The organism is Kineosporiaceae bacterium SCSIO 59966 (assembly GCA_020881835.1).
In the GTDB taxonomy this organism is placed as follows: Bacteria; Actinomycetota; Actinomycetes; order Actinomycetales; family SCSIO-59966; genus SCSIO-59966.
The window spans coordinates 2745588-2763779 of record CP052876.1 but is presented as its reverse complement, the minus strand read 5'-3'; the positions used below and the strand labels follow the sequence as shown (position 1 = coordinate 2763779).

At 75.7% G+C, this 18192-nt stretch carries 15 protein-coding genes and 1 pseudogene; 7 read left to right on the top strand and 9 right to left on the bottom strand.

Translation table 11 applies throughout. The annotated features are described in order from the left end of the window. Positions 1–19: 19 nt before the first annotated feature. From HJG43_12945 to HJG43_12930, 4 genes and pseudogenes are all read right to left on the bottom strand, one after another. Positions 20–895: a hypothetical protein gene (locus HJG43_12945; GenBank protein ID UER55296.1), complete on the bottom strand. Its 876-nt coding sequence runs from the start codon at positions 893–895 to the stop codon at positions 20–22. After that, a pseudogene (locus HJG43_12940) lies at positions 892–4037 on the bottom strand (DEAD/DEAH box helicase). The gene HJG43_12945 and the pseudogene HJG43_12940 overlap by 4 nt, the downstream one beginning before the upstream one ends. Positions 4038–4228: 191 nt before the next feature. Beyond that, positions 4229–5215, bottom strand: coding sequence for a type IV toxin-antitoxin system AbiEi family antitoxin domain-containing protein (locus HJG43_12935; protein ID UER55295.1), 987 nt, complete (start codon positions 5213–5215; stop codon positions 4229–4231). A 144-nt stretch (positions 5216–5359) separates the two neighbouring features. After that, entirely contained in the window at positions 5360–6076 is a 717-nt protein-coding gene (locus tag HJG43_12930; GenBank protein UER55294.1) for a response regulator transcription factor, read from the bottom strand. 122 nt (positions 6077–6198) lie between these two features. Here HJG43_12930 and HJG43_12925 point away from each other — a divergent pair, with 122 nt between their 5' ends. Beyond that, positions 6199–6930, top strand: a complete 732-nt coding sequence (locus tag HJG43_12925) for a hypothetical protein (GenBank protein UER55293.1) — start codon at positions 6199–6201, stop codon at positions 6928–6930. Between the two features lie 57 nt (positions 6931–6987). Here the strand turns inward: HJG43_12925 and HJG43_12920 are convergent, their stop codons facing one another. Continuing rightward, the gene (locus HJG43_12920; GenBank protein ID UER55292.1) at positions 6988–7704 is read right to left on the bottom strand and encodes a TetR family transcriptional regulator; all 717 of its coding nucleotides are present in this window, start codon (positions 7702–7704) and stop codon (positions 6988–6990) included. 86 nt (positions 7705–7790) lie between these two features. After that, positions 7791–8222: an STAS domain-containing protein gene (locus HJG43_12915; protein ID UER55291.1), complete on the bottom strand. Its 432-nt coding sequence runs from the start codon at positions 8220–8222 to the stop codon at positions 7791–7793. A 111-nt stretch (positions 8223–8333) separates the two neighbouring features. Here HJG43_12915 and HJG43_12910 point away from each other — a divergent pair, with 111 nt between their 5' ends. Together HJG43_12910 and HJG43_12905 are read left to right on the top strand one after the other, a co-directional pair. Next, positions 8334–8909, top strand: a complete 576-nt coding sequence (locus HJG43_12910) for a hypothetical protein (protein UER55290.1) — start codon at positions 8334–8336, stop codon at positions 8907–8909. 96 nt (positions 8910–9005) lie between these two features. After that, positions 9006–10436, top strand: coding sequence for an amidase (locus tag HJG43_12905; GenBank protein ID UER55289.1), 1431 nt, complete (start codon positions 9006–9008; stop codon positions 10434–10436). Positions 10437–10479: 43 nt separating this feature from the next. Here HJG43_12905 and HJG43_12900 read toward each other — a convergent pair whose 3' ends face one another. Then, positions 10480–11916, bottom strand: coding sequence for a GntP family permease (locus tag HJG43_12900; protein UER55288.1), 1437 nt, complete (start codon positions 11914–11916; stop codon positions 10480–10482). A 143-nt stretch (positions 11917–12059) separates the two neighbouring features. Next, on the bottom strand, positions 12060–12263 hold the full coding sequence (locus HJG43_12895) for a hypothetical protein (protein ID UER53204.1): 204 nt from the start codon (positions 12261–12263) through the stop codon (positions 12060–12062). Positions 12264–12546: 283 nt separating this feature from the next. On the opposite strand from HJG43_12895, the gene HJG43_12890 reads away from it, so the two are divergent. The 4 genes from HJG43_12890 (at position 12547) to HJG43_12875 (ending at position 16821) form a co-directional block, all read left to right on the top strand. Next, entirely contained in the window at positions 12547–13737 is a 1191-nt protein-coding gene (locus HJG43_12890; GenBank protein UER55287.1) for a CoA transferase, read from the top strand. Continuing rightward, entirely contained in the window at positions 13734–15236 is a 1503-nt protein-coding gene (locus tag HJG43_12885; protein ID UER55286.1) for an acetyl-CoA carboxyl transferase, read from the top strand. The genes HJG43_12890 and HJG43_12885 overlap by 4 nt, the downstream gene beginning before the upstream one ends. Before the next feature lie 72 nt (positions 15237–15308). Further along, positions 15309–15776 (top strand): transcriptional repressor, encoded by a 468-nt coding sequence (locus HJG43_12880; protein ID UER55285.1) that lies wholly within the window; start codon positions 15309–15311, stop codon positions 15774–15776. A gap of 7 nt (positions 15777–15783) precedes the next feature. Then, positions 15784–16821, top strand: a complete 1038-nt coding sequence (locus HJG43_12875) for a folate-binding protein YgfZ (protein ID UER55284.1) — start codon at positions 15784–15786, stop codon at positions 16819–16821. A 45-nt stretch (positions 16822–16866) separates the two neighbouring features. Here the strand turns inward: HJG43_12875 and HJG43_12870 are convergent, their stop codons facing one another. Continuing rightward, positions 16867–17586, bottom strand: a complete 720-nt coding sequence (locus HJG43_12870) for a GGDEF domain-containing protein (protein ID UER55964.1) — start codon at positions 17584–17586, stop codon at positions 16867–16869. Positions 17587–18192 lie beyond the last annotated feature (606 nt).

The following is an 18192-nucleotide window of genomic DNA, read 5'->3' as shown; positions in this document are numbered from 1 at the left end:
CCGAGCCGGGGATCCGCGCTCAGCGGTCCGACGCCTCCGGAGCCAGCCGGCCGTACAGCGCGCTGAGGTGCTCGGCCAGCGCCGTCCCGCCCAGGGCGGCGGGCGGGGCGGGCAGCTGCCGCAGCAGCAGGTCGACCGGCAGGTCGGGGTGGCTCGGCAGCGGCGGCGGGTCGGCGCCCTCCCAGAACCCCGCCGCACCGGCGGTGACGTCCGCGTCCAGCGCGGCCGCCGCACCCAGACCCGAGCCACCCACGACCGCCGGCCCCTCGTCGTCCGGCTGATCGGCCGCCGCGACGCCCCGCAGCTCCCGCAGCCGGGCCAGCAGCGCCGTCCGCTCGCGGCCACGCCAGGCCAGGATCCGGAACGGGTCGTCGTCGAAGGCCTCGGCCAGCAGGTAGAAAGTGGCCGCGATGTGCTTGCACGGCACCGCGGCGTCCGGGCACGAGCACGACATCGACAGGTCGCCCACCCGCTGCGGGAACAGCGGGGCGCCCGCGGCGGCGAACACGTCGTCCAGGTCGGTGGGCATCTCCCCGGCGAGCAGCCGGGCGCTGTGGATCGCCTGCTCGGCCAGCGTTACCTCGACCTTCGCCCACACCAGTTCCGGGAACGGGGCGAGCCCGATCCGGACCCGGTACGGCGTCCGGCGGGTGCCCTGCACCGAGGCGCGCACCTCGCCCGGCCCCACGTCCAGCGACACCACCTGGCCCTTGCGGGCGTAGGCGCGGCCACGGGTCAGCCGCGACCCCAGCGCGAAGGACTCCAGCACCTCGATGAAGCGCCGGGACCACCACTGCTCACCGATCCGGCCCCGGGTGCTGCGGGCCACGACCCCGCCGCTCACCGGCCGGGGCGCGGCCGGCGGCGGGAAGGCGGACCAGCGCGACGGGCTCACTCCACCACCGACCCGGCCTCGAGGGTGAACAGCTCGCGCAGCTGCGCGGTGGACAGCTCGGTCAACCAGCCCTCCCCGGTGCCGACGATGCTCGCCGCCAGGCCCCGCTTGTCACGGATCATCCCAGCGATCTTCTCCTCCAGCGTGCCCGCGCACACCAACTTGCGGACCTGCACCGTACGGGTCTGCCCGATCCGGAACGCGCGGTCGGTGGCCTGGTCCTCCACCGCCGGGTTCCACCAGCGGTCGACGTGGACGACGTGGCTGGCCGCCGTCAGGGTCAACCCGGTGCCCCCCGCCTTCAGCGACAGGACCATCAGCGGCGGCCCGGACCGACCGCCGTCCTGGAACCGCGACACCAGCGCGTCCCGCCCGGCCTTGCTCACCCCGCCGTGCAGGTACGCCACCTCCCGGCCGAACCGCGCCGACAGGTAGGTGCGGAGCATGTCGCCGAACTCGGCGTACTGGGTGAACAGCAGCGCCTTCTCACCGGCGGCGAGCACCTCCTCGAGCACCTCCTCCAGCCGCGCCAGCTTGCCGGAGCGGCCCGCCAGCGCGCTGCCGTCGCGCAGGAACTGCGCCGGGTGGTTGCACACCTGCTTGAGCCTGGTCATCGTCGCCAGCACCAGCCCGCGGCGCTCGATCCCCTCGGTGGTCGCGATCCGTTCCAGCATGTCGGTGACCACCGACTGGTACAGCGCCGCCTGCTCCCGGGTCAGCGAGCACACGACGTCCATCTCCACCTTCTCCGGCAGGTCGGTGATGATCGACCGGTCGGTCTTCAGGCGGCGCAGCACGAACGGCTGGGTGAGGGCACGCAGCCTGGCCGCGGCCTCGGCGTCCCCGTGACGCTCCACCGGGACGGCGAACCGCTGCCGGAACTGCGCGGGCTTGCCCAGCAGGCCCGGGTTGGCGAACTCCATCAGCGACCACAGGTCGGCCAGCCGGTTCTCCACCGGCGTCCCGGTGACCGCGACCCGCCGCGGCGCCGGGATCGAGCGGGCCGCGACCGCCGCCTTGGTGGCCGCGTTCTTGATCGCCTGAGCCTCGTCCAGGACGACGCGGTGCCAGGCGACCTTACGCAGCGCGGCCGCGTCCCGGGCGAGGATCGCGTACGTCGTGACGACGAGGTCCGAGCCGGCCACCGCCTCCTCGAACGCCGCGCCGCGGGGGCGCTCCGCGCCGTGGTGCACGTGCACCCGCAGCCCGGGGGCGAAGCGCGCGGCCTCGCGCTGCCAGTTGCCCACCACCGACATCGGGCACACCAGGAGGGTCGGCCCCGTCGGCCCCGTCGGCCCCGTCGGCCTCGTGCCCGGCCGGCCGGCGTCCCGGACGACGAGCGCGAGCAGCTGCACGGTCTTGCCCAGGCCCATGTCGTCGGCCAGCAGGCCGCCCAGGCCGACCGACTCCAGGAACGACAGCCACGACAGGCCCCGCTCCTGGTAGGGGCGCAGGGTGCCGACGAACCCCTCCGGGGCGGGCACCGGCTCCAGCCGCCGCTCCGCCTCACCGGAGAGCAGGTCGCCGAGCCAGCCGTCGGCGTCCACCCCGAGCACCGGCAGCCCGCCCGGCCCCTCGTCCGGGGCGCCGAGCGTGTGCAGCACCTCCCCGACGGTCATCGACCGCCGGCCGCGGCGGGCCAGGAAGGTCCGCGCGCGGGCCAGCCGGTCGGCGTCCACCTGCAGCCACTGACCGCGCACCCGGACCAGCGGCTGGTGGGCCTCGAGCAGCTCGGCGACCTCCCGCTCGGTCAGCGCGTGGTCACCGACCGCGAGCTGCCAGTCGAACTCGACCAGGCCCTCCTGCCCGATGTGGGCGGCGCCCGTGGTGGCACCCGGCTGGCTCGGCGTGGACGCCGTCAGCCGGGCTCCCAGCCGCGCCCCCGGCCGGGTCCACCAGCCGGGCAGGATCACCCCGAACCCGGCGCCGAGTAGCAGGGGCGCGGTCTCCGTGAGGAAGGCGTGGGCGCCGGCGGTGTCCAGGGCCAGGGACGCCGGGCGCGCCGTGCGCAGGGCCGTCTCGAGCGCCGGGTAGAGCCGGACGGCGCGGCCCAGCTCGGCGAGCAGCGTCTCCTGCGGGTCGCTGGTGTGCCGGCGCAGGGCGGTGAGGCCGCGGCCGCGCCACACGGCGGTGGCGTCCACGAGCAGGCTCGGCTCCTGCGCGGCCTGCAGGGCGACGTCGAGGGACCAGGAGTCGGGGGCTGGGTTTGCGGCGTCGTCGGGGGGTTCAGTGGGTTCGGGCGGCTCGACCAGGCGGAAGCAGGCCCGGACGGCGCCGCCGCGGACGGCGTCCCGCTGCCAGTCCTCCAGCGCGGACCGCAGCGCCGCCACGTCAGCGGCGGAGGCGGCGAACTGCCGCTCAGTGCCCAGGAGCGCCGCCCGCCACGCCGCGGCCGGGTGCGCGCCTGCCGGCGTCCCCGCGGCGCACCGAGGGACGCGCGGACCGCGGCGTCCACCAGGGCGTCCACGGCGGCGGCCACCTGCGCGCCCACCGGCCGGCCCGGCACCTCGCACCCCACGGACGCCGGCAGGCCGGCCACCGCGGCCCGCAGCCACTCGGCGTCCGGGCCGGTGACCACGGGCCGCCACGCGGCGCGCGCTCGACCCGGCCCCGCGGCGTCCACCGTGGGCAGCACCCGACCGCGGGCGGCCAGGTCGGCGGCGAAGGCGGCTAGCGCGGCCAGGGCCCGCAGGTCGGCGCCCGGGACGGCACCCGCCTGCGTGACGCGCTCGCCGAGCAGCATGGGCAGGGCGGCGTCGGCGTCCAGCTCGACGGCCGGGACGCGCCACTGCGCGGTCGTCAGGTCTGCGGGCTCCGGCGTCGTGCGGCCCAGTTCGGGGGAGGCGGTGGGCGCCCGCCCGGCGGTCGGCAGGGCCAGCACCGCCACCCGGGGCTCGCAGGGGCCGAGCGGGTCGAGGAGGTCCGAGAGGTGCTCGGCCGGGGCGGCGAAGGGGTGGTCCACGACCCGGGGGCGCCGACCGCGGCGCCGCGGCGGCTCGGCGGGGGCGTCGGCGTCCTCCGCCCACAGGAGGAGACCGCCGGCGGCCTGGGTGCCGGCGGCGTGGGTGCCGGCGGCGTGGGTGCCGGCGTCTTGGCGGCCTGCGCCCTGGGGGCCGGCGTCCTGGGACCACCACCCATGCACGACGATCACAGCGACGGCTCCCTCGGTGCGACGTCCTCGCAGCCACCGCACCTTACCGGCGTCCGGCGTCCCCTTCCCCGAGGTTCGCGCACCGGGTGGCGGTGGTCTGGCCCCGAAACCGGGTGTTCCACCGCCACCCGGTGCGCGAACCTCGGGGGCCGAGGGAGGCGGGGCGAGGCGTCGCGGCCCGATCACCACCACGTCAGGCGCGAACCCCAGTCAGGGGTGGTCAGGCCGCGGCGCTCGTAGGCCCGGTTGAACGACCGCACGCACCGGCGCCCCCAGGCGACCGGGTGGCGCTCATCGGCCATGACGAAGCGCACCACCTCGTGCCCCCAGTCGTGCAGGTCGTCACGCCGCCGCTTGTCGAGCCAGACCCGCTGAGCTGCGGTGGGGTCATCGTCGCGGTACTTCACCTTGCCGTCGGCCTCGACGACGGTCCAGCAGGTCCGCACCAAGAGGTCGACCCGGTAGCGCAGGCCGTCCTGCTGCAGCACCACCTGGGGCTCGGCCGGGGGCAGGCCGAGGTGGATCATCACGCCGCGGGCCACCGACTCCAACGCCGACTCCGCCCGCTTGTCGGCGTGCCGCGCGACCAGGACGGCCCTCGGGTGCCCCGGGGCGCACGGGTTGCGGTCGGCCGCCTCACGCAGGTTGTCGGCACTGATCCCAAGGAGCCGCATCGCGGCGTCCCCGGCTGCCAGCGCCCACGGGAACGACGCGTGGCGGCTGAGGTCCACGACTGTGCGCGCCGGGGAGGTGACGCGGACGCCGTCGACGACGACTATCTCGTCGTCGTCGAGCCAGGCTCGCCGCCCGCGCGCCGACCCGCGGCGTCCGGAACCGCCGTGCCGGGGCGGTTGGCGCGCCACGGTGAGCCGGGCGTCTGGCGGCACCGTCTGAAGGGGCAGGCCGAGGACGACGGCTGCCGACTCGGCGCAGGCCACCGCGCGGGGGCGGCGACTCTGGGCGGCGCGCACCCGCAGGAGGTGGCGCTGGCGGTCGTCGGACGCCTCCCACACCTCCCGCGGGCACCACGCCCCCGTCGCGAGACGCATCAGGTCGCCGCGCTCGACCGCCCAGCGCACGCACGCGCGGGTGAGCCTGCGCCGCTCGGCGTCCGCGAGGGTGACGACGCCGTGGTGCTCTGCCGCGACGGCTGCGAGCCGAGGGTCCACGCGGGCAGGGTGCCTCGGCGCGCGCTTGGCCGTCGGGCGTCATCCACAGGCCGGGGTTCGCACACCCAGTGGCGGTCAAACCCGGCCGTCAGGGGCCTCAGGGCCGCCGCTGGGTGTGCGAACCCCCCGCAGGGCCGCCGCAGGTCAGGGGACCGCCTGGTCGGCGCGCGACGGCGTCGCCGTGGGTGGCGGGACGAATCGGTAGCCGACGTTGCGCACGGTGCCGATGAGCTGCTCGTGCTCGGTGCCCAACTTGGCGCGCAGCCGCCGCACGTGCACGTCGACGGTGCGCGTCCCACCGAAGTAGTCGTACCCCCACACCTCCTGGAGCAGCTGAGCACGGGTGAACACCCGCCCCGGGTGCTGCGCCAGGAACCGCAGGAGCTCGAACTCCTTGTACGTGAGGTTGAGCGGCCGGTTGCGCACCCGCACGGTCCAGGCGTTCTCGTCCACGACGAGGTCGCCCACCCGGGTCTCCCCACCGGGGTCGTCGTCCGCCCGCAGGGGGGTGGCCGTCCGCCCGGCGGCGAGCCGCAGCCGCGCCTCCACCTCTGCCGGCCCGGCCGTGTCCAGCAGGACGTCGTCCATCCCCCAGTCGGCGGCGACCGCAGCGAGCCCCCCCTCGGTGAGGACGGCGATGAGCGGGGCGCCGAGGCCGGTGGTCCGCAGCAGCCGGCACGTCGACCGGGCGGCAGCGAGGTCGCGGCGGGCGTCGAGCAGGACGACGTCCGTCGGCGGGACGTCGACCAGGGCGGTGGGTTCGGCGGGCAGCACCCGGACGTGGTGGGGTAGCAGGGCGAGCGCGGGCAGGACCTCGGCGGACGGCGCGAGGGCGTTCGTCAGCAGGAGGATCTGGGCCAACGCGGTGCCTCCTCACGCGCAGCCGGCCCGGGAGGACCGGCGCCGTCGCACGATGTGCGCGGCAGTGTACGCGGGGCGCGCCGGGTGGCCGTCCACGCGGCACCTCGTGCCAGGATGCCGCGGTGACCCGGCCGGCCCCCGCCCTCATCACCGCAGCGTCCGCGGTGCTCGTCGGCATCGCCGCCTACGCCGGCACGGCGACTCTCGTAGCCGCACTCCTCCTGGGCACCGTGGCGGTCGCCGGCGGGTGGGCCGCCCTGCTCAACCTGCCGACACCCCGGGGCAGCACGACGGTGATCGCCCTCGGCGGCGCCGTGGCCACCGCAGCGGCCGCGCTGACCGACGACTCTGCCCACCTGCGCTGGCTGCCCGGCGTCCTGGCGGTGACGGTGCTCGTCGAGTTCGCCCACCAGCTGTTCCGGCGGGACATGCGTCCGCGTCTCGTCGAGTCGGTGACCGGGGTGGTCTCCGGCGTCGTGGTCGTCGCCTTCGGCGCCGGCTGGCTGGCGGCCCTGCACGACGACGGCGGGGACGGCGTCGTCCTGCTCGGCTCCGCGGGAGCCCTGGCGGCCGGGATGGCCACCGGCCTCCCCTGGCCGCAACGGGTCACCGGGCCCTTCGCGCTGCTCGGTGCGCTGAGCGTCGGCGCGCTCGCGGGTGCACTCCTGCCCGACGAGCGCGCCGTGACCGGGGCCCTCGTCGGGTTCGCCGTCGGGGTCGTCGTCGCGACCTTCGACCGTCTGCTCGCGCACCTGCCGACGGCCGGGCAGGTGCAGGCGGCGACGGCGCGCGCAGTTGCTCCCGTGGCGGCCTCGGGGCTGCTCGTCTACGTGCTGGGCCGCCTGCTCTCCTGAGCCCTGCCCCCTGAGCCCCGCTCCCCAGCGCTGCAGGCGGTCCTCCGCGGCCGCGGCTCAGCGCGACACGAGCCGATCGATCCGGTCGAGGGCGTCCTCGAGGGCTGCCTCGAACTCGGCGTCGGCCTCGTACCGGGACAGCATCGGCCGCATCCGCACCAGCAGCGGGTACTCCGCGACGTCCACCTCGGCGTCCCGGCCGCCGACGTCGCCGTCCCCCTGGTCGAGCTCCTCGGCGCCGGCCGGGGTGGAGCCGCCGCGGCCGGTCACCTCCAGCAGCAGGTGGCCGAGCAGGAAGCTGGAGAACTGGCGGTAGGCGGTCACCGCGGCCTCGTCCCCGAAGCCGCGGGAGGTGAGGTTCTCCAGGAACTCCTCCACGACGCGCAGCGACCGCAGCGGGGGACGCAGCCACGGGGCGGCCGGGTGCCGGGTGGCGACGAGCGGGAACGCGTTCGGGTGCTCGTCGGCCAGTTCCCGGACGGCGTGCGCGAGCCACTGCAGGTAGGCCTGCCAGCCGTCGGCGGGGCCGAACCGGGTCCCGTCCTCGAGGTGGAGGCGGGAGACGAGCCGGTCGACGACCGCCTCGAGCAGGTCCTCCCGGCCGTTGACGTAGCGGTACAGGGACATCGCCTCGACGCCGAGCCGTTCGCCCAGCCGGCGCATGGACAGGGCCGCCAGGCCGTGGTCGTCCAGGAAGCCGATCGCCGCGTCGATGATGACCTCGCGCGACAGCGGCCCCCCTCGGTGCCTGGTCGCAGTCGTCACGCCGTCCATTGTTGCCCCGACGTCGCGGATCCGGGGCGCGGGGGTGCGGGGTGGTGGCCAGGACCACCCGACCGCTGTGACCGCGCGGTCCGGGGTCAGGCGGGCTCGGGAGTAGCGCCGCGTTCGGGACCGGCCGGGTCGCCGCCGGCGGCCGGCGGGTCCGGGACACCGCCGGCGACGGGCGGGTCCGGGACGCCGGAGCCGACGACCGTGACCAGGTCACCCAGACCGGTGGACTCGAGCAGGAACGTCATCATCGGCGGGGGGTTCAGGACCCGGGTGGGGCGTGCGGACCGCGCCAGCACCCGAGCAAGGAACGCGATCGCCGTCGAGTCGAGGAAGCGCACGTGCTGGGCGTCGATCTCCACCGGGTTGCCCAGGTCGAGGACCGCCTCGGCGGCCTCCTCCAGCTCTGCCCGCAGGGCCACGTCGATCTCACCGGACAGGACGACCCGCGTCGTCCCGGCGTAGGTGAGCACGTGCACCGACCCGCCGTCCGCCGCCGGGTCACCGCCAAAGGTGCGCATACGGCGTAAGGTATCGGTCCGGGAAAGGTCCTGGCGATCAGGTGGTGGTCCCGGCGCGCCAGGAGCAGCCTGGACGACAGAGGAGGTCGGCACCCCGGGGGTGGAGAGGCTATGAGCAACGTCCCGGTCGACGGCTCTCTGCTGCGGACCCGGGCCGGCGTGGTCCTCCTCCTCGCCGCGGCCGTCAGCGGCGGGATCGTCGGTGCCACGACGGACGTCGGGAACGCTATCGGTGCCACTCCGCCACCGGACGTCGACACCGTCGTCTCCCCGGTCCCGGTGACCGCCACCCCGGTGCCGCCGCGCACCGTCACCGCACCCGCTCCCCAGCCCACGGACCGCGCCCCGGCTCCAGCACCGAGCACCACGACGAGGACGGTCGTCGTGCTCCAGGCCGTCCCGCCGCCGACGACCCGGACCGTCATCGTCCCGCAGCCTCCGGAGCCGGCCCGCACGGTCACCGTGACGCGCACCGCCGAGCCGACGTCCCTGGCGCCCACCGCCACCGCGCCCACCGCCACCGCGCCCGTCACCGCGCCCGTCACCGCGCCCGTCACCGCGCCGGTCACCTCTGGTCCGGTGCCGACCGCACCGGTCACGTCGCGCTCGGCTACGGCGGCGCCGACGACCAGCAGCCCGCCCACCTCCCCGACGACAGAGCCCGGGACCACGACGTCCGGCCCCTGAGCCGGCACGGCAGGTGACATCTGCCGTCGACGGACCGCAGGGCGTGGCAGGAAGCGCCACACACTGCACGCTGAGGCCGGTGGCAGGCTGGCGGGCATGTCCGACGAGCTGTGCTTCACCCCGGCCACCGAGCTCGCGGCGATGGTCCGCGACCGGCGGGTCTCCGCCCGTGAGCTCCTCGAGGCCCACCTGGACCGGGTCGAGCGGGTCAACCCGGTGATCAACGCGATCGTCACCCTGGACGCCGAGGACGCCCGCCGCCGGGCCGCGGCAGCCGACCAGGTCACCGCTCGCGGCGGCACGACGGGGCCGCTGCACGGCCTGCCCGTGGCGCACAAGGACACCCACCTCACCGGGGGCATGCGCACGACCTTCGGCTCGCCGCTGCGGGCCGACTTCATCCCGGACGACGACGAGCTGGTGGTCGAGCGGGTGCGCCTGGCCGGCGGCGTCCGGGTCGGCAAGACCAACACCCCGGAGTGGGCGGCCGGGTCGCACACCTTCAACCCGGTGTTCGGTGCCACCCGCAACCCGTACGCCACCGACCGCAGTGCCGGCGGGTCGAGCGGGGGGTCGGCGGCCGCCCTGGCCGCCGGGCTGGTGCCGCTCGCCGACGGCAGCGACATGGGCGGCTCGCTGCGCAACCCCGCCGCGTTCTGCAACGTGGTCGGGCTGCGTCCCAGCCCGGGCCGGGTGCCCTCGGCGCCGCAGCTCATGGCGTGGGCAGACCTCAGCGTCCAGGGCCCGATGGGCCGCACCGTCTCGGACGTCGCACTGGCCCTGGCCGCGATGGCCGGCCCGAGCCGGCGCTCGCCGATCTCCCTGGAGGAGCCGGGTTCCTCCTTCGCCCCGCCGCTCGAGGAGCCCACCCGCGGGCTGCGGGTGGCCTTCGCCCCCGACCTCGGCGGCCGGGTCCCGCTGGACCGGGCGGTGCGCGACGTCCTCACCGGCCAGGCGGCGGTGCTCGAAGGGCTCGGCGCCGAGGTGACCGAGGACTGCCTGGACCTCGACGGGGCCGACGAGGTGTTCGCCACGCTGCGCGCGTGGCAGTTCGTCACCACCTACGGGGACCTCGTCCGCGAGCACCCCGACCAGGTCAAGCCGGCCGTGCACTGGAACGTCGAGCGCGGCCGGGAGCTCACCGCCGAGGACGTCGGACGCGCCCACGTGCTGCGGACCCGCCTGTACCAGCGGGTGCTCGACTTCTTCGACCGCTACGACGTCCTCGTCGCGGCCACCACCCAGGTGGTGCCGTTCCCCGTCGAGCAGGAGTACCCGACCGAGATCGACGGCCAGGAGCAGCAGGACTACCTGCAGTGGATGCGCTCGTGCACCCTCGTCTCGGCGACGACCCTGCCGGCGCTGTCGGTGCCGGCAGGGTTCACCCCGGACGGGCTGCCGGTCGGTCTGCAGGTCGTCGGCCCCCCGCGGGGGGACCGTCGGGTGCTCGAGGTCGGCTACGCCTACGAGCAGGCCACCGGCCACGGACGGCGCCGGCCGAGCCTGTCGTCGTCCAGGTCGGGGTAGCCGGCGGGATAGCCGACGGCGGTGGGCGGCGGGGCAGGCGGGCCTACACGAACGCGTACAGCAGCGCGGCGAGGGCGAAGCCGACGAGGCCGATCAGTGTCTCCATCACCGTCCACGTCTTGAGGGTCGTCTTCACGTCCATCCCGAGGAAGCGGCCGACGAGCCAGAAGCCGGAGTCGTTGACGTGCGACAGCACCGTCGACCCGGAGGCGATCGCGACGACGATCAGCGCGACGGCCACGGAGGACAGGTCCGACGCCGCGACGACCGGCGACATCAGACCAGCGGTCGTCGTCAGCGCCACGGTGGCCGACCCCTGGGCTACCCGCAGCGCGGTGGCGACGAGGAACGCGGCCAGGATCACCGGCAGCCCGATCGCGTCCAGGCTGTCGGCGAGCGCCTCCCCGATGCCGGAGGCACGCAGCACGCCACCGAACATGCCGCCCGCTCCGGTGACGAGGATGACCGAGGCGACCGGTCCGAGCGAGGAGTTGACGATCGACTCGACCTCGCTGCGGCTGAACCGCTCCCGCCCGAGCACCCACATCGCCACAAGTGTCGTGATGAGCAGGGCCACCGACGTCTGGCCGACCAGCCGCAGGGCCTGGACGGCGGTGGACTCGCCGTCGATGACGCCGGCCGTGGCGAGGGTGTTCAGACCGGTGTTGAGCAGGATCAGCACGAGCGGCAGCAGGAGCAACCCCAGCACCGTGCCGAAGGCGGGGCGGCGGACGTGGGTGCGCTCGCCCACGGCCACGTCCCCCGCGGACGCCGGCGGGGCGTCGTCCGGCCGCTCGAGGTCGTCCCGGCCGCCGAACGGTGAGTTCTCCGGCAGCGCAAGGGGATACCGCCCACCGGCCCACAGCCCGAACAGGTAGGAGGCGATGTACCAGGTCGGCAGCCCGATGAGCAGGCCGACGACGAGGACGAGGCCGATGTCCGCGCCGAGGATCCCGGCGGCGCCGACCGGGCCGGGGTGCGGCGGTGTGAAGGCGTGCATGACGGCGAACGCCCCGGCCGACGGGAGGGCGTAGGTGAGCAGCGAGCCGCCGAAGCGCCGGGCCACGCTGAAGATGATCGGCAGCATGATCACGAAGCCGGCGTCGAAGAAGATGGGGAAGCCGAACAGCAGCGAGGTCACCCCGAGGGCGAGCGGCGCACGCTTCTCCCCGAACCGGTTGACGAGCGTGTCGGCAAGCACGTTCGCCCCGCCCGTGACCTCGAGCAGCTTGCCGATCATCGCGCCGAGGCCGACGAGCAGCGCGACGGAGGCCAGCGTCGAGCCGAAGCCCGCCAGCAGGATGTCGACGATGTCGCCGACCGGGATCCCGGTTGCCAGCGCGGTGAGCAGGCTGACCAGGACGAGCGCGACGAACGCGTGCAGCCGCAGCCGCATGATGAGGAACAGCAGGACGGCGACGGCGGACGCGGCGACGAGCAGCAGCGGCCCGGTGCCGTACGCCGGCTCGATGGACTCCACGTCGAGCCCCTCTCCCGAGGCGACAGGTGCGTGGTGCCCACTATGGCCGCTTTGGCCAGGTTCGCATCTCGGCGGCAGGGGCCGCTCGGCCGGTGCGCCCGCGGCTCAGTCGGTGCGGCCGGCTCGGCCGGTGCGGCCGCGGGTCAGCGGGTGCGGCCGACCCGGTTGCGGGTCAGCTCCTCGCGCAGCTCGTCGTCGTCCATGACGAGGTAGACCAGCCCGCAGTCCTGCGGCCCGGTCGCGCCCGGGACGCACAGCGTGCACGGCTCGCCCGGTCGCAGCGGGCACCGCGCGGCCGGACGACGGCGGGCGCCGCCGGCGGGGCGCTCGGGCGGGCTGGGGCTCACGTGCGGGTCAACCGCCGGAGCGGGGCGGGTATGCCACACCGCTGCACAGTGGTGACCAAGGTCCTGATCGCCACCGGGGGAGGAGGAACTGCCTGGTGCGTCGTCCGCGTCACGCGCACGGCCCGTTCCTCACCTCATCTTCCTCCTCCTCATCTGGCGATCACTGCGGCTCGCCTGGCGATCACTGCGGCCGAGGACGGCGCAGAACTGCCGGATCAGCGCCGCGAGAACCGTCGAGTCGTGACGGCCCGCGCACCGCAGCGCGGTCCCTACGCTTCACCCCATGTCTCGCTCCGGCCCGCTCGCAGGCACCGTCGTCGTCGACCTGACCCGCGCTCTGGCGGGCCCGCACGCCGGGATGATGCTCGGCGACCTGGGCGCCCGGGTGATCAAGGTGGAGACCCCCGGCACCGGTGACGACACGCGCGGCTGGGGGCCGCCGTTCGTCGAGCCAGTGGGCGGGGGGCAGCGACAGTCGACGTACTTCCTGTCCTGCAACCGCAACAAGGAGTCGATCGCCCTGGACCTCAAGAGCGACGAGGGCCGCGACGTCCTGGAGGCGCTGGTTCGCAGGGCCGATGTGCTGCTGGAGAACTTCCGGCCCGGGGTGCTGGACCGGCTCGGGTACTCCACCGGGCGGCTGGCCGAGCTGAACCCGCGTCTCGTCGTCCTGTCGATCTCGGGGTTCGGGCACGACGGCCCGGAGGGCGGGCGCGCCGGGTACGACCAGATCGCCCAGGGCGAGGCGGGGCTGATGTCGTTGACCGGGTCCGGGCCGGAGGACCCGCAGCGGGTCGGCGTGCCGATCGGCGACCTGCTCGCGGGAATGTACGGGGCCTACGGCGTGCTCGCCGCCCTCCTGGAGCGGGAGCGCACCGGTCGGGGCCAGGTGGTGCGGACGTCGCTGCTGGCGGCCATCGTCGGCGTCCACGCCTTCCAGGGCACCCGGTGGACCGTGGCCGGCGAGGTGCCCCACGCGCAGGGCAACCACCACCCGTCGATCTGCCCGTACGGCTTGTTCCGCTGTGCCGACGGCGCGGTGCAGATCGCGGTCGGCAGCGAGGGCCTGTGGCAGCGCTTCTGCGCCGAGTTCGGCCTGGACGCCACCGCGGACGGGCTGGCCACCAACGCCGAGCGGGTCGCCAACCGGCAGCGAGTCATCGACCTCGTCGAGAACGCGTTCGCCGGCACCGAGGCCGAGCGGCTGCTGCCCCGGCTGGCGGCGGCCGGGATCCCGGCGGGCAAGGTCCGCACCCTCGACGAGGTGTACGAGTGGGACCAGACCCGCTCGCAGGGGCTGCTCGTCGACGTCGAGCACCCCACGCTGGGCCGGGTGAGCCTGCCCGGGCCGCCGCTGCGGTTCTTCGCCCCGGGCCCGGACGGCGAGACCGAGACGACCCGCACCGACCACCGCCCGCCGCCGCTGCTGGACGGCGACGCCGACGCCGTCCGGGCGTGGGTGGAGTCGCTGTGACCGCCGCCGGACGCCGGCTGGGCGCGCTGGAGCTCGTCGACCTCGTCCTGGACGACGACTCGTTCAGCCGCTGGGACGCCGCGCCGCTGGCGGTCAGCGCGGACGACGACTACGCCGCCGAGCTCGCCGCCGCCCGCGAGCGCACCGGCCTGGACGAGGCCGTCGTCACCGGCGAGGGCCGGATCAACGGCCGCCGGGTCGCCGTGATGGCCACCGAGTTCGCCTTCCTCGCCGGGTCGATCGGCGTGGCCGCCGCCGAACGGCTCGTCCAGGCGGTCGAGCGGGCCACCGCCGAGGGGCTGCCGCTGCTGGCGGCGCCGGTGTCCGGCGGCACCCGGATGCAGGAGGGGACGGTCGCCTTCCTGCAGATGGTGAAGATCTCCGCCGCGATCGCCGAGCACAAGTCCGCCGGGCTGCCCTACCTCGTCTACCTGCGCCACCCCACCACCGGTGGCGTGCTCGCCTCCTGGGGCTCCCTCGGCCACGTCACCGTCGCCGAGCCCGGTGCGCTCGTCGGCTTCCTCGGCCCACGGGTGTACGAGGCCCTGTACGGCGAGCCGTTCCCGCCCGGGGTCCAGGTCGCGGAGAACCTCTTCGCCCGCGGCCTGGTCGACGCCGTGCTGCCGCCGCAGGAGGTGGCCGCCGTCCTGGACCGCGCCCTGACCGTGCTGCTGTCCCCCCGCGAGGGCCTGCCGGAGGTGCCCGAGCTGCCGCTGGAGGACCTGCCCGACGTCCCCGCCTGGGAGTCCGTCACCCGCTCGCGACGGCAGGACCGGCCCGGGGTTCGCCGGCTGCTGCGGTACGCGGCCTCCGACGTCGTCCCGCTCAACGGCACCGGTGAGGGCGAGGCCGACCCCGGCCTGCTCATCGCCCTGGCCCGCTTCGGCGGGGCCCCGTGCGTCGTCCTCGGCCAGGACCGCCGCGGGCAGACCTCGGAGTCCCCGCTCGGCCCGGCCGCGCTGCGCGAGGCACGCCGCGGGATGCGGCTGGCCCGTGAGCTGCGGCTGCCGCTCGTCACCGTCATCGACACCCCCGGCGCCGCCCTGTCCAAGGAGGCCGAGGAGGGCGGGCTGGCCGGTGAGATCGCCCGCAGCCTCGCCGAGCTCGTCACCCTCGACGCGCCCACCGTCTCCCTGCTGCTCGGCCAGGGCACCGGCGGCGGCGCGCTCGCGCTCGTGCCCGCTGACCGGGTGGTCGCAGCGCAGCACGCCTGGTTGTCGCCGCTGCCGCCGGAGGGGGCCAGCGCCATCGTCCACCGGGACGTCGAGCACGCGGCCGAGATGGCCGACAAGCAGGGGGTCCGCTCGCTGGACCTGCTCCGCGCCGGCATCGTCGACCGGGTGGTCGCCGAGCACCCGGACGCCGCGGACGAGCCGGAGGACTTCTGCCGCCGGGTCGGGCAGGTGCTCCAGCACGACCTGGTCCGGCTGCTCGAGGCGGACCCGCGCCAGCGCTACGCCGACCGGCTGGCCCGCTACCGGTGCCTCGGCGTCCACTGAGCCGCCGGCGTCCAGGGGGCCGCCGGCGTCCACTGAGCCGGCGGCGTTCACGGGGCGGCCTACCCTGGGGGTGTGGCCGCTGACGTGCTCTCCGACGCGCTGCGCAGCCGAGGCCTGCGCAGCACGCCGCAGCGGCGGTGCGTCCTGGACGCCGTCGACGAGCTCGGGCACGCCACCGCCGAGCAGGTCGCCGCGCACCTTCAGGGGCGCGGCCCGGAGGTCAGCCTGGCGACCGTCTACCGGACCCTCGAGCTGCTCGAGGACCTGGGCCTGGTCACCCACGCCCACCTCGAGCACGGTGCGCCCACGTACCACTCGACCCGCCCGCAGGAGCACCTGCACCTCGTGTGCCGGCAGTGCGGCCGGGTCCAGGAGGCGTCCGCCGAGCACGGCCACGCCCTCGCCCGAGGGATCCGCAGCGAGCACGGCTTTCGCACCGACGTCCGGCACCTGGCCCTGCACGGGCTGTGCAGCGACTGCGCCGCGGCCCACGAGCCCGGGCCCGCCCCTGGGGAATCCGACCTGTCCGCCCGACGCTGAGGACGACGTGACCGAGACCACCACCCAGTACCGCAGCCCGCTGCTCGACCGGCACGGCGCTGTCGAGGGAGAGGGCCCGGACGCCGGGGTCGCCTGGCACTACGGCGACCCGGTGCGCGAGCAGCGGCTGCTCGAGCAGGGGCTCGGCTTCGTCGACCTGTCCCACCGCGGTGTCGTCACCGTCACCGGGCCGGACCGCCTGTCCTGGCTGCACTCGCTGACCACCCAGCACGTCGCGGACCTCCCCCCGCGCGCCAGTGTCGAGGACCTCGTCCTGTCCCCGAAGGGGCACGTCGAGCATGTCCTGCACCTCGTCGACGACGGGGAGGCGACGTGGATCACCGTCGAGCCGGGCACCGCGCCGGCGCTGGCCGGCTGGCTGGACTCCATGCGGTTCATGCTGCGGGTGCAGGTCACCGACGTCACGGCGCAGTGGGCCGTGCTCGGCGAGCCGGTGCGCCGGGAGTCGGCGCCCGGGGAGCCGCTGGCCTGGGTCGACCCGTGGCCGCGGACCGGGCCGGTGAGCGCCCGGTACAACCCCGTGGACGACGACGCCCACCCCGGGGCTACCCGGCCGTGGCGGGAGGTGCTCGTGCCCCGCGACCGGCTCGTCGACCACGTCGGTGACTGGGACCTGGCCGGCACCTGGGCGGCGGAGGCGCTGCGGGTCGCCGCCTGCCGGCCGCGGTTCGGGTTCGAGACCGACCACCGCACCATCCCGCACGAGGTGGACTGGCTGCGCACCGCCGTCCACCTGCGCAAGGGCTGCTACCGCGGGCAGGAGACCGTCGCCCGGGTGCACAACCTGGGCCGTCCGCCCCGGCGGCTCGTGCTCCTGCACCTCGACGGCTCCGGGCACCACCTGCCGCCCCGCGGCAGCGAGGTTCTCGGCCCGCAGCGAGCGGTCGGGTTCGTCACGTCGAGCGCCCGTCACCACGAGCTCGGACCGGTCGCGCTGGCGCTGGTCAAGCGCTCCACCCCGGTGGACGCCGTGCTCACGGTCGACGGGGTCGCCGCCGCGCAGGAGGTCCTCGTCGGCGCCTGAGCCGCTCAGTCGGGCTCAGTCGGGCTCAGTCGGGCTCGGTCGGGCTCAGGCGCCGGCGAACCGTGCCGGCGGCTCGCCCGCGGACTCGGGTGACGGCTCCCGCGGACCGGTCTCGGCGGCCACGACGACCCGGTCCCGGCCGCGGCGCTTCGCCTGCTGCAGGGCGCCGTCGGCGCACCGCAGCGCGCTGCCCACCGACCGCTGCCGGCTGACCCCGATCGACACGCTCACCCGCAGCCCCTCGGCGAAGCCCCCCCAGTCCTGCGAGCGCACCGCCGCCAGCACCCGGGTGGCGACCCGCTCGGCGTCCCGCTGCTCCCCGGGCACGAGGACGACGAACTCGTCCCCGCCGTAGCGCACGACGAGGTCGTCGGCGCGGCAGTGCCGGCGCAGCAGCTCGCCGAGGCGCACCAGGACGGCGTCGCCGACGGCGTGCGAGTGCTCGTCGTTGACCCGCTTGAAGTGGTCGATGTCGACGAACACCGCGCTGTAGCGGCCGCCGGCGGCCAGCCGGTCCTCCAGCAGCCGCCGGTTGCCCACCCCGGTCAACGGGTCGAGCCGGGCGCTGGCCACGGCCGTCGCGCTCTCCTCGGAGAGCTCGGCCAGCAGGATGCGGTGCCGCAGCGACTCGTAGCGGTCGGTCCGGTCGGTCAGCAGCTCCCTGATGGCGTACCGGGCCAGCTCGCGCCACTCGGTGGCGGCCGCCGTGGGCGGCCGGCCCGCGGCGGCGACCTGGGCGGCGACGGCGAACGACCAGGCCAGCAGGACGTCGTCCGTCGTGTCCCGGCGGGCGGCGGCGACGTGCTCGGCCGCGGTCTCGCCGTCCCCGGCCTCGGCCGACAGCAGGGCCAGCGCGGTGTGCCCGAGCCGGGTCTCCGGCAGGGTCTCGCGCGGCGGGACGCCGTCCCACCTGGTGGTGAGCATCAGCCACGCCCCGTCGGTGTCCCCCAGCCGGTGGCGGAGGAAGCCCTCGTGCAGGTCCGCGCGGTGGGCGAACTCGTCGTGGCCCAGGCGCTGGGCGAGACGCCGCAGCCGGTACACCCGGCTGAGGCTTTCCAGGTAGTGCGCACGTGCCTGCTCGTGGTCACCGGTGAGCTCGACCACGACACCCCACAGGGTGCGGGTCAGGGCCGCCTGGGCGAGCACGACGGCGTCCAGAAGGAGGCTGCCGCCGGGGTGCCCCAGCAGGCTCATCTGCATCGCGTCGGACTGCTCGTACAGGTGCAGCCGGCGCAGCGCCAGACCGATCGCCTGGGTGGCGGACAGGTGCTGGTAGGTCAGCGGGGCGCCCTCGACGAGCCGGGTCGCCGCCGCGATCCGGTCCATCGCCTCGGCCGGGTGACCGCGTTCGAGGTCGAGCTCGGCGAGCAG

Bases quoted from the DNA above. Each gene is read 5' to 3' on its own strand.
- HJG43_12890 (UER55287.1), top strand. From the start codon at position 12,547: ATGTCTCGCTCCGGCCCGCTCGCAGGCACCGTCGTCGTCGACCTGACC.
- HJG43_12910 (UER55290.1), top strand. From the start codon at position 8,334: ATGAGCAACGTCCCGGTCGACGGCTCTCTGCTGCGGACCCGGGCCGGC.
- HJG43_12920 (UER55292.1), bottom strand. From the start codon at position 7,704: ATGGACGGCGTGACGACTGCGACCAGGCACCGAGGGGGGCCGCTGTCG.
- HJG43_12905 (UER55289.1), top strand. From the start codon at position 9,006: ATGTCCGACGAGCTGTGCTTCACCCCGGCCACCGAGCTCGCGGCGATG.
- HJG43_12915 (UER55291.1), bottom strand. From the start codon at position 8,222: ATGCGCACCTTTGGCGGTGACCCGGCGGCGGACGGCGGGTCGGTGCAC.